Origin of the sequence: Variovorax boronicumulans, assembly GCF_029892485.1 — a bacterium.
In the GTDB taxonomy this organism is placed as follows: Bacteria; Pseudomonadota; Gammaproteobacteria; order Burkholderiales; family Burkholderiaceae_C; genus Variovorax; species Variovorax boronicumulans_B.
Genome location: NZ_JARXVG010000019.1, coordinates 57,423 through 72,513, shown reverse-complemented (window position 1 = coordinate 72,513; position 15,091 = coordinate 57,423). Strand labels below are relative to the sequence as shown.

The following is a 15,091-nucleotide window of genomic DNA, read 5'->3' as shown; positions in this document are numbered from 1 at the left end:
GAGAGCACGCCCGCGTGGTTGGCCGACGAATCGGTGCCTGCGGACCAAGGCGGAAGATCTTGTCCGTTGTAGAGCTGCTGGCTCACCACCGGCCGGTCGATGTCGCCTTCGATGAACGACACCAGCACCTCCGAGCCGACGCGCGGCAGATGGTGCGCGCCCCAGTTCGGCCCGGCCACCGGTGCGGCCACGCGCAGCCACACCGACTGGCGGTTGCTGGCATGCCGGCCGGCCGCGACAAGACTGCCCTGCCCGCTCTGCGCTGACTGCTGCTGTGTTGCCGCGCGCTGCGCCTGCCAATGAAAACGCACCTGCACGCGGTGATCGCGTTGCGTGTGAACGGCGGTCGGCGCCTCGTCGTCATCGGCGCCGACCACGAGCGCGACCATCGCCTCGGGCGCCGTGGGCTTGGGCCGCCAGACCGGTGCGATCTGCGCTTCTGCCGGCTGCGCCTCGAAGCTGTTGCGGTAGCTGCCCTTCTCGAGCTCGCCGGCCTCGAGCACTTGCGCGGCCTGCGCGCCGAGGTTGTTGGCGGCTTCGTGGTGCACGCGCAGCGTGACGAATTTTTGCCCTTGGTAGCGGTCGTGCTGCGTGAGCGTGAAGCGTTCGCCCGCGCCGAGCTGCCGCACGCTGCCGCCGGCGCTGTAGCGCTTGATGCGCGAATCGAACGCCACCAGCTGGTTCTCGGCGCGCCGCTCGGCCGCGGCGTTGTTGGCGTAGCGCTGGGAGCCCGCGCCGTCGTAGTGCTCCAGCACAGGCACGTCGCCCATGGCCAGCGCGCTCTGCGTCGAGCCGGTGGGCGCCTGCAGCACGCTGGCGTCCCACGCGTTCACTGTGACGGCGTTGCTGACGAGCTGGCGCTTGCTGCTCCATGCGGTGATCGCGTCCTGCTGCTCGGTGGCATCGACGCGGTGGAAGCGGATCTCGGGCAGCGCGCAATCGGGCGCTTTTGCCTCGCGGTCGAAGATCACCAGGCGGTGGTGCGATGGCGTCGCGTTGTTGCTGTTGTTGGCGCCGCCGCTCTCGCCCTCTTTCGTCTGCTCGTGCTCGAAGCGAAAACTCAAGCCTTCCTCCGTGAGCAGGCGCATCACGAAGGCGAGGTCGGACTCGCGGTACTGCACACAGGTCGGCCGCACGGGCAGCTCTTGCGTGACTTCGAAGGTGAAGCTGGCGGTGGTGTGGTCGGCGAACACTTCGCTCACGATGTCCTGCACGCTCTTGGCGGCGTACACGAAGCTGTCGCGGCGAAGGCCCAGCGCGGCGAGCCAGGGCTGCAGGTGCAGCCGGTAGCGCGCAAGGCCGCCATCGCCGCCCAACGCGTCGACGGCCGTGAGGTAGCCGTGCCAGGTGCGGAAGCTGCCGTTGGCCAGCAGCAGGCGCAGGCTCAGCTCCTCGCCGATCAGCGCGAAGGGATCGAACTCGCTCGACGTGGCGAGGGTGTCGATGGTAAGGGCGAAGAGTTCGTTGATGCCTTCGGTGGCGGTGAAGCGTTCGACGACCGCCGCGTTCTCGGAAAAGCCGGCATTCGCCGGCCACTGCAAAACGACCAGTCGGGCTCGTTGCGAGAGCGCAGCGACGTCGAGGCTGCCCACCGACAGCGAAGGAATATCCAGGGCTTTGTCAAACATGATTTATCCAGATATTCAGGTCAATTCGGATTCATTCCGGTCGCATTCATCGCTTGGCCGAGTGCCTCCATCTGCAATTCCGGCTCTTTCAACCAAGAAATTTTTCGATGCTTTCCGTTGGCAAATGCACTTCGCTGCACCCATTTTTCTATTTCGTCGTCCGCTGTGCGCCAGAGAATGATCTCGACGACGACGGTCAAAAGAATTCCCCAGGGACCGATGATCATTCCGAAAATACGACCCGCCCCAAACGAGGCAAGTCCAAGACAGACTTCCACCGCACCAGCCGCCCGTACGCTATAGGTGGTTGCCACATAGATGCTCGCAACCGCTTGCGAAAAATCGAGCGCCGCCTTGGTACAAAGAAGGCCTTTTCGAAATCCACTCAATCTTTCACGGCCAACGGCTAACAGGTCATCGTAAACGGCGAGCCCCGAGGAAATTCCACCGCACAATCCAGAGAAAAATTTGAATCTGCAATATGCAGGCGTCTTGAAGGGTAATTCCGCACGGGCATTCAATTGCCTTGCGCGCTCGACTTGGGCGGCAAGATCAAAAGCACACTGGGCCACGACGGAGGAGCAACCAAGCAACTGTCTTGTTAAAATCCAGTTGTCATATTTTTTTGTTCGCGCGTAATCCAGGAGGTAGAGCAATCTTCCAAATTCCACCAGTCCAACGGTGATGGCCAGAAATGCTCCGCGGCTGGTCAACTCTTTTTGTCTGACCAGTCCTTTGTCTGGCGGCTCTTTTCCGAGCTTTTTCCAGGTCTCCGCTTGCGTGGGAGTCACCGCTGGATTCGTTCTTGTATTTTTTATGACTTCCTCGGCCTTGGCGTGCAATTCGGACTGGACATTCTTGCCGACCTCTGCCCTGACTGCCGCATCGTCCGCCGTTCCATCCAGCAAGAAAAAATAGATGATGTTCGCACCAAGGCGATCCATTCTCTTGTTGATCCCGATCCATTTGAACAGCATGTAATCCCGCCCATACCACCGGGTTTGAGGCGTTATTTCCCGGGAACCCCCTCCTCCCATCGTCTCCATGGCGGCAAAGATTGTCGCGTTCATCTTGGGAAGTTGCTGACGGACTTGCACGCCTTTGGGCGTTTGTATGCCCTTTCCTTTTCCAGCCAATACTTCCTGAACCTGCACACCAAGCTGTGACCGATAGATATTGGGCACAGCTTTCACGTTCTTTGCCATTGGTTCGATCTGATCCAATTTGACAAACTCCATGTCCCTCAACGCATAGGCAGCCCTGAGAACAGCCATCACGTCTTCTTCCTTGTCCGCGCGACAATGACACAATGTTCGGACGAGGAGATTTTTCTTCCCTTGAATCTTCAATTCCGCCCATTGAGAATAAAGGCTCATCCCGCCGTCTGATGAATCGATTCCGTCCAGCAGATCGTTCATGACCGTTGCCAGCTGCAAGCATTCATCCTTGGAGGTCGAATCGTAATCGTCGAATATGAGAAAAAGTTCGTCATATTGAAGCCAGTCGGCCAAAGCGTCGCATCGGTCTTTTACAACTTCAGCATGGTCCTTGAGAAAATTCTTGTAGCTGGCATTGAAATAATTAAATCTTTCCCAGTCGACGTTCTGGTAATAGTCCGTAGCATCGTGAAAATCGGACCAAGCCCATTGAGTGTCGCGCAGGACCTTCTGCATCAGAGGGCCTGGGCTTTCGGCTTCCTTCAATGCGGCTTCATCGGATTGACGGACGGTGTACCTGGAGATCGTCTGAGATCCGCCCGACAGGTCCCCCGGGCTTCCGATGATCGGCTCTTCTTCAATATCGACCTGAGCTTCCGGCGCCAAGAACGATTTTCTCTCTTCATATTCGCGTTCGGACATGGGCTCCGCGCTTTTCCTGATGACGCGCGCCCGGTATTCGCCTTCTTCTTCTACATTGAATATTTTTTTGCCGAGCGGCCCACCTGATTTCGCCTCAGCCCACGCGTCTTCGGGCGACTGAATGATCCGGTAATCGGTGCGCGCTTCGCTGATGACGTATTTGTCGCCGGTTTTCCCGTTGTAGCCGTACTCCGCGGGCACCGGAATTTCTTCCTTGGTAAAACCGGCGGCTGGCTTGCGCTCATCGTACTCCTCTTTTGTCAATTGCCGGCTGCTTTGCTTGTGCGCCCAGGCAATCGGAAATGCATGGATTGCATTGGCGGCTTCAATTTCGGCTTTTCGCTGGGTTTCGTACTGCACGAGATCCATCAGATTCTTTCCGAGAATCCCGTTTAGTTCCAAAGCAACGCCCAGCGGATCGTCCAGCGCCAGCAATACCCCTGGATGAGCATCGCCACTGCGCAGCTTCATGGGATCAAGATAATTTTGAACGATCCGGATATCCCAATCATTTTTCTGACTACGCCGCGTCTCCAGAGAATTATTGGCGTAGATATGAAATTCATTACCAAACGTATAACCCTTGGTATCGTATTCATTGTCGGCCCAACGAAACAATGACTTATAAATGGAGCCCCATGACCTCAAAATATCCGGATTATGCAGGCCGCACAATTTAGGGTCGGTCGATATGGCTCGCCGTGACCAAGGCGACAACTCGTGAAGAAGCGTTCCAGGCTCATCCTGATCTATCATTTCTTCCGCGATTTTTTGCCTTTCGTAAAAGTTTTTTACGATATGCTCATTAACGTCGGGGCAATATTCCAATACGCTTTGAATTTTCGTGATATCAGCATTCACCCATCCCTGGCCTTGCTCGGTTGCGCCCTTCTTCTTGAGCATGTCCGCCGGCTGTATCTGCATCATTCTGGTGGCGGGCTCCTTTTCCAGGCGCAGACGTGTATTCCGGCTCCAAGCGTGCTCACTGAAGGCGATATAGGCAGTATGACAATTCTGGGGATCCACGATGGTGATGTGGCCCAGCGTCTTCCCCGATTGCGGACCGCACCTTTTGCAGGGTGCCGACTGTTCCTCGCGAATGGTGAGGGAGGGCTTTGGAGCTGCCGCCACAGTGAGGGAAAATGAGCCCGATTCGTTGACGGTATAAACCTCCCAATTCGCGATCACTCCATATACCGTTTTGCGCGCTGTCGGGTAGTAGACATAAAGATAACCGGACCGCATGGCTCGCAATCCAGCCTGTGCATTGCCGCCCAGATTTCTTGCTGTCCATTTGCAATGCGCCCAACTGGGCATTTTCAATACGTCCGGCAAATCCTCCCAGACGTTTCTATTTTTTTCTCCAACATCCTTGTCGACAATAAATTTCTTGGGCAAAACCGCCATGCGCACCGGCAGGATCGCAAGCCCGGAGGCTGTGCATTGAGAACAGGTGCCTGTCATTTCTTCTCCATTTGCTCGGCCGCCCATTTTTCTTGCGGAAATTGGGAAAGCGCTATTGATATTTGCCGGTCAATGTCCAGTTCGGCGTCGCGGCGGGCTTGCCGCAAGGCATCGAGCGCGTTGTCCCGCAATGTCTCCAGGGGCGGGAAGGTGTCCGTGCCCACGCTGCCCGGCGATTTGCCCTGCAGTCCGGCCTGCCACTCCCGCAAGGCAAGGTTGAACGGGGTCACGGCATCGATTTCTTCCCACTGGCGCGGCGTCAGCAGCAACGAAGCCCACCTGGGGCCCGGTGTGTCGTGGTCGGGCACGTCCTCCAAGGCACGAGAAGGCGCCGTCATGCACGCATGGACCGCCATCAAATGCCCATCGGGCCTGAGCAGCCACCAGGCCTCGCAGGAGCGCGTCCAGGCACGGCGCTGGGCTTGGCGCAGGCTCGACCACAACCCCCACAGCACAGCGGGGTCGTAGAGGCGAACCAGCGCACCGCTTCCGTCGGGCCGCCGCTGGACCAGCAGGCGTGCCGTGTTCTGGGCGACCGCCGCGCCGTCGCGCGCCACGATCCAGCCGCACACCCTGCGTCCGCGGCCAAGCGCAAGGGCCTCCGGACGCATTTCAGCCAGCGCGTATTCCAGCGTTTCCGCAACCAACGCCCGGCCGTCGCTGGCTTCCAGATCGCAGGCCAGCCACAAGGGGCAGTTGCCACTGTGCATTTCATACCCAGGAATGGCGGGCTGGACTCTGTGCTGCGCCAACGCGATCCAGCGATCGATGGTCTCCTCCCGGCCCACGGGGCAAAAGGTCGGGTCGACCAACACCCAGGGCACGCCCGATCTCACACCCCGAAGCTGTTCGAGGAGCGATATCGAGGTGTGCTCGAGGATGTTGTCGTTCACGCCCTGCTCCTCGGGCTACAAGGCGATCGCGCCGGCTTGCGCAGCCGCAGCCGTCTGTGCCTTGAAGGGGCAACCCTTGTAGTCGGCAGCAGGAACGGCGTTGCTCGCCTGCGTGGCCTGCGGCCCGACGAAGTTGTGCATCCCCCTGAACGTCACCTTCCCCGGCGCATGGATCTTGATGCTCGATCCTTCGAGCTTGATATACGCCCCCGCGCTTGTCAGTAGCACGTGAGTGGGTGCCTCGATGTCGACGTTCTTCGTCGTGCTGGCGATCGTGACCTTCTTGTCGGCCGCGATCCTGGTGGCGCCCTTCTGGCTCTGCAGCGTCACGCTGCCGCTGGCCGCATGCAGCGTGATGCCGCGCTCCTGATTGGGCTCTGTGCCTTCGCCCGCCTTGGCGCCCAGGGTGTACAGACTCACCCCCTTGGCCACACTCACCGCGATCTGCCCTTGCGCGGGCAGGTCGATGTCCTGGTTGGCGACGATGGCGGTGTTCTTGCCACTGACGGCAATCGCCTCCTTCGGTGTGACGAAGCCAATGCCCATCGGTGCGCTGAACTGCAGGTGCGGCTCGCTGTATGCGGTGACGCTGCCCTGGCCGCCTTCAGTGGCTTTGATGTCGCCGCCGCTGCTGTTCGATTGCGCCGCACTGCCTTCTTGGGTCGCCCCCAATACTTCGGCCACATGCTTCAGTGCCTCGATGGCAGGGAGTTGTTCGGGTGCACCCTCCCCCTTGATCTGCGCCTTCTGCGTCTGCGCACTCTTGGCCAGCGAGGTGGCGAGTTCCTCGGCCTGCTTGGTCTGCTGCTGCGCCTCGCGGCTGGCCATGAACGCGCCCTTGGCGTTCTGCTGGGCGTGGGCGCTCACGAGCAGGCCTGCGCCCGCGCGGATCGCGCCCTGCGCGGTGGTCGCCAGTTCGGCCCCGTGCCCGCGCGCCTTGCCGCGCGCGTTGTCGTCCTGCTGCTTGTGATGCCCCAGGTGCAGCCGGCTGTGCGCCTGCGTGGTCGCCAGGCTCGTGCTGCCCTGTCCGGGGGTGTCGTCGAAGACCAGTTGGTTGTAGCCCCCATCCCCGCTCTGGCTGGCGCTCAGTTCCTGGGTCTTGATGCCGGAGAAGACGGCGTTGTGCGCGTGCTCCTTGGCCTCCTTGCCTTCGCCAGCGAACCAGGCGGGGGCGTTGCCGGTGGACTGGGCGGCACCGGCGGACTTCTCGTTGTGCTGGGCATCGGTCTGCCCGGCGCCGTTGTAGAGCGCGGCGACGACGACCGGACGGTCGATGTCGCCGTGGTGGAACTCGACCAGCACTTCCTGCCCGACGCGCGGCAGCGTGACCTGCCCCCAGTTGTCGCCGGCCGCGCTGGCGGCCACGCGCACCCAGGCGCCCAAGCGATCGGCGGCGGGGGCGTTGTCCTGGCCGTCGGCGCGGGGTTGTCTTGCGCTCGAGGCGCTGCCGCGCTGCCAGTGGAACTGCACCTTGACGCGGTGGTCGCGGTCGGTGTGCACGGGAGCGTTCTCACCCGCGCCGATCACGATGGCGCTCTGGCTGCCGTGCACGCTGGGCTTGGGGTGGATGCTCTGGCCGTGGCCGTCCACGCTCAGCGGGCGGTAGGGAATGGCCGCGCGCACGGTGGTGAAGTCGTTGCGGTAGTGGGTGGCGGTGTCGGGTGTCGAGGCGGCATTGCCGCTGGCACTGTCACTGTGCTCCGATGCATCGAACACGGTGGCGATGTCCGGCAAGCCCAGGCGTTCACTCACGCCGGCCTCGAGGTCTTCGTCGAAGTTGTTGCGCGCAATGTGGCGCACGGCGAGTACCGCGAAGCGGCGGTCTTCTTCGCTGTCCTTGTCGTGCTGCTCGTGGCCGGTCAGGGTGAAGGTGGTGGCGGGTGCGAGGGTGCGCACGGCGCTCTGGCCTTCGAAGCGCTTGTTGCGCAGCTCCAGCGCCTGCAGGGCGTTGGACAACAGCCGTTCGCCCTGGGCGGAGGTCTCCCAGCCGTAGGCGCCGGGGTCGTCGCTCCACTGCAGGGTGCGGTGGTTGCTGGAGGATTGGGAGGACTGGGAGGGTTGGCCTGTGCCTGAACCCGAGCTGCGGCTTTGCTGCTGCACGGGTCTCGCACTCACGCTCTTGTAGTCCCAGCTGTGCTGCGCGAGGCTGTTGGTCTGCAGCTGGCGGCTGCCGCGCCATTGCTGGATGGTGTCTTCGGTCTCGCTCGCATCGGCGCGATGAAAGCGGATGGAGGCTTGCGCATTGGCGCGGAAGGCGCCGTTGTGGTCGGCGATGACGAGGGTGTGGCTGCCGAGGTTGCCGTCCTTGCCGGTCGCGTGTTCGACCCAGTAGAAGAGGCCTTCTTCGGCGAGCAGACGCGCCACGAAATCGAAGTCACTCTCGTGGTACTGGGTGGTGATGCCGCGCACCGGATAGATGTCGCGCTGCGCGATCTCCCAGCGCCATTGCACGGCCAGCTTGCCCTGGCTTTGGTACCGCGCGAACACGGCATCGACGATGTCGAACACGTTCTGGTGTTGAAAGAGGCAGCTGTCCTGGCGGTGGCGCAGGAACGCGAGCCACGGTTCGATGACAAGCCGATAGCGCGCCATGCCGCCGTTGCTCGATACGCACTCGGCCTCGGTCACGTGGCCATGGAACGGGCGCAGTTCGGTGCGGCTCTGTGCGGTCTGCAGATCGAGGCGCACGCCCTGGCCCATGAGGGTCTTGAGTTCGATGTGCGCATCGTCGCTCAACGCCGTGAGTTCGAAGCGAAAACCGCCATCGTCCAGCGACTCGATGCCGTCCAGGCGCTCGGCCAACAGCTTGTTGTCACCCAGCGGCGTATGCAGCACCAGCAGCCGATCCTGCTGCAAGGTGCCCGTCGCGCCCGCACGCAATTGCGCGCCGAGCGAAGCCGAATTGAAGTCCGTCATGTCTCTGGTTCTCCCTTTGACCCGAACCGCCGCAGCGCCTAGGTGATCCTGTAGCGGAACTCACCGCTCTTGGCGCAGCTGGCCTTGATCTTCGCGAGCGGCGTCTCGTCGGCCATGCGGGTGAGCACGGCCTCCGCGATCTCGGGCAGCAGCGTGCCGTTCAGGATGTGATCGACATTGCGCGCGCCCGAATCGACCTCGGTGCAGCGCGCGAGCACGGCCTCCACCAGCGCGTCGTCCCACTCGAACACCGCCTTGTGGTTGGTCGCGATGCGGTCGCGGATGCGGCCCAGCTTCAGCGCGATGATCTGCTCGAGCACCGCATCGGTGATCGGATAGAACGGCGCCACTTTCATGCGGCCGAGGAAGGCCGGCTTGAAGGCCTTCATGAGCACGGGGCGCAGCGCCTCGGCCAGCGCGTCGGGCGCGGGGCGCTCGTCGTCGGCCTTGTTCAGGCACGCCTGCATGATCTGCGACGAACCGATGTTCGAGGTGAGGATGATCAGCGTGTTGCGAAAGTCGATCTCGCGGCCCTCGGCGTCGTCCATCATGCCCTTGTCGAACACCTGGAAGAACATCTCCAGCACATCGGGATGTGCCTTCTCGACCTCGTCGAGCAGCACCACGCTGTAGGGCTGGCGGCGCACGGCTTCCGTCAGCACGCCGCCTTCGCCGTAACCCACGTAGCCGGGCGGCGAGCCCTTGAGGCCAGAGACGCTGTGCGCCTCCTGGTACTCGCTCATGTTGATGGTGATGAGCTTCTTCTCGCCGCCGTAGAGGATGTCGGCGAGCGCGAGCGCGGTCTCGGTCTTGCCCACGCCCGAGGGGCCGACGAACATGAACACGCCGCGCGGCTTGTTGGGGTCTTCAAGTCGCGCGCTGGCGGTGCGCACGCGCTGCGCCACGGCGGCGAGCGCGTGGTCCTGGCCGATCACGCGTTCGGCCAGCAGCGTATCGAGGGCGCGCACGGTCTTGATCTCGTCCTTGACCATGCGGCCGAGCGGCACGCCGGTCCAGGCCGAGACGATCTCGGCGACGACGTGACCATCGACCTGCAGCGGCACCATCGGCGTGGTGCCTTGCAATGCGCGCAGTTCGGCGAGCAGGGCGTCGAGCTGGTCGCGTTCGGGGTCCGGGGCGGCCGTCTTCTTGCGACCGGCCACGCGGGCCGGGGTCTTTTCCACCGGCGCGGCTGCGGGTTCGGATTCGGCCTGCGCAGCAGACGTATCGCGTTGCGCGCGCAGCGCGCGGATGCGTTCGACCAGCGCGTTCTCCTCGACAAGTCGTTGCTGGCTCGCGGCCAGCTCGGCCTGCAGCGCGGCCTTCAGTTCCGCCAGTTCGGCCTGTCGCGCTTCATGGCGCCCGCCGGCCGCGGTGTCGCGCACCAGCGCAGCGCTCTCGGCCTCGATGCGCTCGAGGCCGCGGTTCGCTTCCTCGATCAGTGCCGGCGTCGCGCTCTGGCCGAGCGCCACTTTCGCGCACGCGGTGTCGAGCACGCTCACCGCCTTGTCGGGCAACTGGCGTCCGCTGATGTAGCGGTGCGACAGGCGCACCGCTTCGGTGATGGCTTCGTCGAGCACGCGGATGTTGAAGTGCTTCTCCATCAGCGGCACCATGCCGCGCAGCATCGCCGCGGCCAGCATCTCGCTGGGCTCTTCGACCTTCACGACCTGGAAGCGCCGTGCGAGCGCCGCGTCCTTCTCGAAGTATTTCTTGTATTCGCCCCAGGTGGTAGCGGCGATGGTGCGCAGCTCGCCGCGCGCGAGCGCGGGCTTGAGCAGGTTGGCCGCGTCGCTCTGCCCGGCCTGGCCGCCCGCGCCGATCATGGTGTGGGCCTCGTCGATGAAGAGCACGATCGGATGCGGGCTCTTCTTCACTTCGGCAATCACGTTCTTCAGCCGGTTCTCGAACTCGCCCTTCACGCTCGCGCCGGCCTGCAGAAGGCCCATGTCCAGCGTGTGCAGCGCCACGGCACGCAGCGACTCGGGCACGTCCTGCGCCGCGATGCGCAGCGCGAGCCCTTCGACGACCGCCGTCTTGCCGACGCCGGCCTCGCCGGTGAGGATGGGATTGTTCTGGCGCCGGCGCATCAGGATGTCGATGACTTGGCGGATCTCGGTGTCGCGGCCGATCACCGGGTCGAGCGCGCCGTCGCGTGCGCGCTGCGTGAGGTTGGTGGTGAACTGGTCGAGCGCGGGCGTCTTGCCGGGCACGCCCGCGGCCAGCGCATCGGCCGGCGCTTGCTGCGCATCGCCTTCGGTGGCCGCACCGCCCGAGGCGCCGGCTTCGGTCGCTTCGCTCGAACCATCGGTGAGCTTGTCGAAGTCGTGCTTCAGGTCTTCAAGGCGGATCTTCGCGAAGAGCGGCGAGCCGCGTTGTGCGAGCTGCGCGAGGTCGGGCTCGGTCAGCAGCGCGAGCAGCAGGTGGCCCGAGCGGATCTGCGCCACGTGCGCATCGAGCGAAGCCAACAGCCACGCCTGCTGGAACAGTTGCTGCAGATGCTGCGAGAACACCGGCGTGCGCGTATTGCCGTTCTTGAAGGTCTGGATCTCGCGCTCCAGGTCCGACTGGATCGCGGTCGCGCTGATGCGGTTGGCGCGCAGCACGCGCGCGAGGTCGTTGTCGGTCTGCTCCAGCAGCGCCAGGAACAGGTGTTCCAGATCCACTTCATAGTGGCCGTTGGCCAGGCACAGGTTGGCGGCGCGCTGCGTGGCCATGCGTGCGCTGCCGTTGAGCTTGGTGATCAGTGTTTTCAGCGATGTGCTCATGAACGGTGATGGTCTTCTGTCGGTCTTCTTCGTTGAAAGGTCGCTGCGGCTACTGCAGGGGCTGGAGTTCGTACTGGGTGTCGCTGCGGTCGCTCTCGGCCTCGGCGGTGGCGATGAAGCTGTCCCAGCCGAGGTGGCTGCCGCCGCCGTCGCTCAGCTGTACGGCGCTGACTTCCTCGCGCGCCAGGATCAGGCGCACCTCGTACTCGCAGGTCACGCCAGCCAGCAGCGCCAGCATTTTTTCGAGCGCCTTCGCATGCGCACGGCCCGGAAAGAATTCGCGCAGCGCGCTGCGCTTGAGCGGGCCGATCCACAGGCGGATGCGCAGGTCGCGTTGCCAGATGCGTTCGCCCGCCATCGCGTTCTGCCCGAGACTCACATTGCCTTCGCCCAGGCGCGAGCGCTGCTGCACGGGCATGTCGTACCACTTGCCGAGAAACTGCTCGATGCGGATGTTGCTGCGGAAGTAGTCCGACAGCACGCGCTGCAGGTAGGCCGCCGACATCGGCCGATGCCGCACCGCAGCGGCATAGCCGGCCACTGTTTCGTCGAACACGGTGCCCGTGCCATCGGTGAGCGGATCGCGCTGCGCCGTGTGCTCCAGCCCCGCCATCGACAGCAGCACCGGCAGGTAGGCGCGGCTGCGTTCGTGCTCGTAGTGCAGCGGCAGGCGGTACTTGCGCCAGGCCGCGTAGAAGAGCGCGGTGGCGCGATTGGTGAAGACGTCGAGGAACGCGCGCGCCGAGCTGTCGCGCAGGTGCTGCTCGCGGCGCATCAGCATCTCGGTGTAGACGATGGGCAAGGCGCCCGACACGCCCAGCATGCCGAAGGAGGTGGGCGTGAGCTCGATGCGACCCAGGCTGTGGTCGTCCTCATTGGGCGCCGAGGGCTCGCACAACTCGGCGCTCGACACCAGCTGGCCCACCGCATCGCGCACCGCCAGCGCCTCGATCTCGCTGGGCGGAAAAGCCAGGCTCGTGGAGCTGCGAAAACGCAGCCAGCGCGGCACCATGCGCTCGCCGGGCACCAGGCGATGGTGCACGTCGCGCTCCTGGCGGCGCAGCAGCACGAGCTCGAGCAGCCGCACCGCCTGGAAGAACTCGAAGCGGTACGGTTCGCGCAGCAGCCGGTCGGCTACAGCAGGATCGATTCGCCGCTGCGGGGTTTGCATCGCACCAGCTCCTCCTTGTCGCGCGCCGAAACGATCACCAGCTGGGTGAAGCTGTTCAGGTGCACATAGAGACCGAAGAAATGATCCATCACGCGCGCGAAGGCCTGCAGGCTGCTGCCGACGAAGCCGGCCTCGTCGACCGTGAGCTTCAGCTCGATGCCGCGCACGAAGGTCGCGAAAGGCTTGCCCGGCAGCCACTGCGTGGTGGCCTGCTGGTCGATGCCGGTGATGGCCTCGATCTGCCGCGCCGACACGGCCGAGCGGCCGAGGTCGTACAGGCGCAGCATCTCCTTGAGCGCCGGCAGTCCGCTGTTGACCAGCGACAGGTGGTTGAGCGACAGGTGCGACACCAGCCGCCACTGCACACCCTTGCCGCGCGGCATGCGCAGCGTTTGCGTCGGGCGGCGCAGCATGCGGATCGAGCGCGCCACCGAATTGCCCTCGATGAACAGATCGCCGCCGGGCAGGCCGAATGCCAGCGAATGCGGCAGGTCGCGGTTGGTGCAGGTGAGGTCGATGCTCAGCGTTTCGGTTTGCGGCAGCGAGGGCTGGAAGTCGATGTCGACGATCGAAAGCTCGGTCTCGTAGCCCGGGCTGCGTTGCGCCACCAGTTCGTTGCGCCGTGCGAACCAATAGTGCTCGGCTTCCTTCGGATGCTCGCCGTGGTGCAGCGAATAGAAGGGCCGGAACTCGATGTAGGCATCGCCCTCGGCAGTCTGCTTCACGAGCTTGACCGAGTCGATGCTGTAGACCTCGAAGCCGAAGGCACGGCGCGCATCGGCCACCACCGGATACGCGGCCGCGGCGTGCGTCACGCGGATCGGATCGCTGCGCTGCTTGAAGAGGTTGATCACGGGCGTACAGCCCAGCCGCAGGTTGCGGCTGGAGACGCCTTCGAGCAGCCGCGCCGCAGGCGAATCGGCGCGCACGCCGGTCATCACGAGGTGCAGCGTGATCGAGCGGCACGAGCCGATGTGGCGCAGCGCATTGGCAAGGTCGATGTCGACGAAGTTGAACTTCTCGGGGAACGCGAAGTACTCGCTGAGCAAGCGGTACGCGGGATGCGAGCGTGCCGGCAGTTCGATGAGCGCATCGGCCTCGTCGAAGCCGACCGGATGCAGCGCCTCGCCCTGCACCTGCGTCCATTTGCCGCTGCGCTCAGGCTCCACGAAAACAGCGGCCGTCTTCAGGAAGATCGCATCGGCCAGCGCGGTGGCCAGCGAGGGCTCGGCGTCGATGAAGGTGCGAAGGCGCGCCATGGTGAGTGCGAGCGTGCCGAGCGACTTCTGCTCGCCGGTGGCCTCGAGCGTGATCGAGAGGCAACCCGTGGCGTTGCGCGGCAGCGAGGCATGTGCAGGCGCGTTGACCACCGAATGGAACACCACGTTGGACACTTGCACGGCCGCCAGCGTCACGTCATAGACGCTGCGGAAACGGCAGGCGCCGCCGCGCACCGGCTGCGAGGTGAGCTCGGTGCCGCGCGAAATGGTGACGGGCTTGCTCAGCTTCGCGAGCGCCGCGCCGCCGGCGTCGAACTGCGCGATCGAGCACGAAGGAAAGGGCCGCAGGTAGTGCGGGTACAGCACCTCCAGCAGCGCTTCGGTCAGCTCGGGGTAGTCGTCGTCGAGCTTCTTGCTGATGCGTGCGGTGAGCAGCGCGAACGACTGGATCATCCGCTCGACGTGCGGGTCTTCGCTGCTGTCGGCCGAGATGGCCAGGCGTGCCGCGATCTTCGGGTAGCCTTTGGCGAACTCCTGCGAGTAGCTGCGCAGGAAGGCGAGCTCTCGTTCGTAGAAGGGCAGCAATTCGTCCATGGTGTCCTAGGCGGCGGTGCGGCTCTTGCCCGTGCCGCGCGTGATCGAGTACTGCAGCGTCGTGGGCTGCAGCATCGCGTCGAAGTTCACCGGCTCGGCCAGTTCTGGCAGCACGAGCAGGGCGGTGATTCCGAAATAGAGCATGTTGGTGCTGGTCTGGCCATCGACCTCGAGCGTCACGACGACGTCGCGCAGCCGCGACTCGTGGCGGGCAATGGCCTGCTCCAGCGAGCGGCAGATGAACGAGCGGTCGTAGTGGCTCGCGAGACTCAGGCCCGAGAAATCGCTCAGGCCATAGGTCATCACGGAACGCCGGCACTCTGGAAACGCCGCGAGCTTCGCGTCGTTGAAGACCATGCGCGTGTTGAGCAGGGATTCAAGGTCGCGCGCGACCATGTTCTTGACTTCTTCCAGCGACAGGTGCCGAAGCACCGGCGAAGCCGGTCCGCGCCAGTCGTCATCGAACAGCTTGTCGAGCAAGCCCGGTTCGAATCCATTCATGGGTCGGCCTCGTGCTTTGGCTATCGGGCAAGGCGCCGCGCGCGAGACGCGGCGCCAAAAAAGAAACCGCGGCCTCG

At 63.8% G+C, this 15,091-nt stretch carries 8 protein-coding genes; all 8 read right to left on the bottom strand.

Annotation, left to right across the window (positions count from 1 at the left end; genetic code table 11):
- Positions 1 to 1,628, bottom strand: a 1,628-nt coding sequence (locus M2282_RS29190) for a type VI secretion system Vgr family protein (protein ID WP_280812267.1), incomplete at its 3' end; no start/stop codon positions are given.
- 20 nt (positions 1,629 to 1,648) lie between these two features.
- Complete coding sequence (locus M2282_RS29185) at positions 1,649 to 4,951, bottom strand: T6SS effector BTH_I2691 family protein (protein ID WP_280812266.1); 3,303 nt, start codon at positions 4,949 to 4,951, stop codon at positions 1,649 to 1,651.
- Positions 4,948 to 5,844: a DUF4123 domain-containing protein gene (locus tag M2282_RS29180; RefSeq protein WP_280812265.1), complete on the bottom strand. Its 897-nt coding sequence runs from the start codon at positions 5,842 to 5,844 to the stop codon at positions 4,948 to 4,950. Before M2282_RS29180 ends, M2282_RS29185 begins: the two co-directional genes overlap by 4 nt.
- Positions 5,845 to 5,859: 15 nt before the next feature.
- Positions 5,860 to 8,760: a type VI secretion system Vgr family protein gene (locus M2282_RS29175; RefSeq protein ID WP_280812264.1), complete on the bottom strand. Its 2,901-nt coding sequence runs from the start codon at positions 8,758 to 8,760 to the stop codon at positions 5,860 to 5,862.
- 38 nt (positions 8,761 to 8,798) lie between these two features.
- Positions 8,799 to 11,528 carry a type VI secretion system ATPase TssH gene (tssH, locus tag M2282_RS29170; protein WP_280812263.1) on the bottom strand — a complete coding sequence of 910 codons (2,730 nt, stop codon included), beginning with the start codon at positions 11,526 to 11,528 and terminating at the stop codon, positions 8,799 to 8,801.
- Positions 11,529 to 11,577: 49 nt separating this feature from the next.
- A complete protein-coding gene (gene tssG / locus M2282_RS29165; RefSeq protein ID WP_280812262.1) occupies positions 11,578 to 12,699 on the bottom strand; it encodes a type VI secretion system baseplate subunit TssG in 1,122 nt (373 codons plus the stop codon).
- On the bottom strand, positions 12,663 to 14,513 hold the full coding sequence (gene tssF, locus M2282_RS29160) for a type VI secretion system baseplate subunit TssF (protein ID WP_280812261.1): 1,851 nt from the start codon (positions 14,511 to 14,513) through the stop codon (positions 12,663 to 12,665). Before tssF ends, tssG begins: the two co-directional genes overlap by 37 nt.
- Positions 14,514 to 14,519: 6 nt before the next feature.
- Complete coding sequence (tssE, locus tag M2282_RS29155; RefSeq protein ID WP_280812260.1) at positions 14,520 to 15,014, bottom strand: type VI secretion system baseplate subunit TssE; 495 nt, start codon at positions 15,012 to 15,014, stop codon at positions 14,520 to 14,522.
- Between the last annotated feature and the right edge of the window lie 77 nt (positions 15,015 to 15,091).

Coding starts and splice junctions, on each gene's coding strand:
- M2282_RS29185 (WP_280812266.1), bottom strand. CDS start 4,951: ATGACAGGCACCTGTTCTCAATGCACAGCCTCCGGGCTTGCGATCCTG.
- M2282_RS29175 (WP_280812264.1), bottom strand. CDS start 8,760: ATGACGGACTTCAATTCGGCTTCGCTCGGCGCGCAATTGCGTGCGGGC.
- tssH (WP_280812263.1), bottom strand. CDS start 11,528: ATGAGCACATCGCTGAAAACACTGATCACCAAGCTCAACGGCAGCGCA.
- tssG (WP_280812262.1), bottom strand. CDS start 12,699: ATGCAAACCCCGCAGCGGCGAATCGATCCTGCTGTAGCCGACCGGCTG.
- tssF (WP_280812261.1), bottom strand. CDS start 14,513: ATGGACGAATTGCTGCCCTTCTACGAACGAGAGCTCGCCTTCCTGCGC.
- tssE (WP_280812260.1), bottom strand. CDS start 15,014: ATGAATGGATTCGAACCGGGCTTGCTCGACAAGCTGTTCGATGACGAC.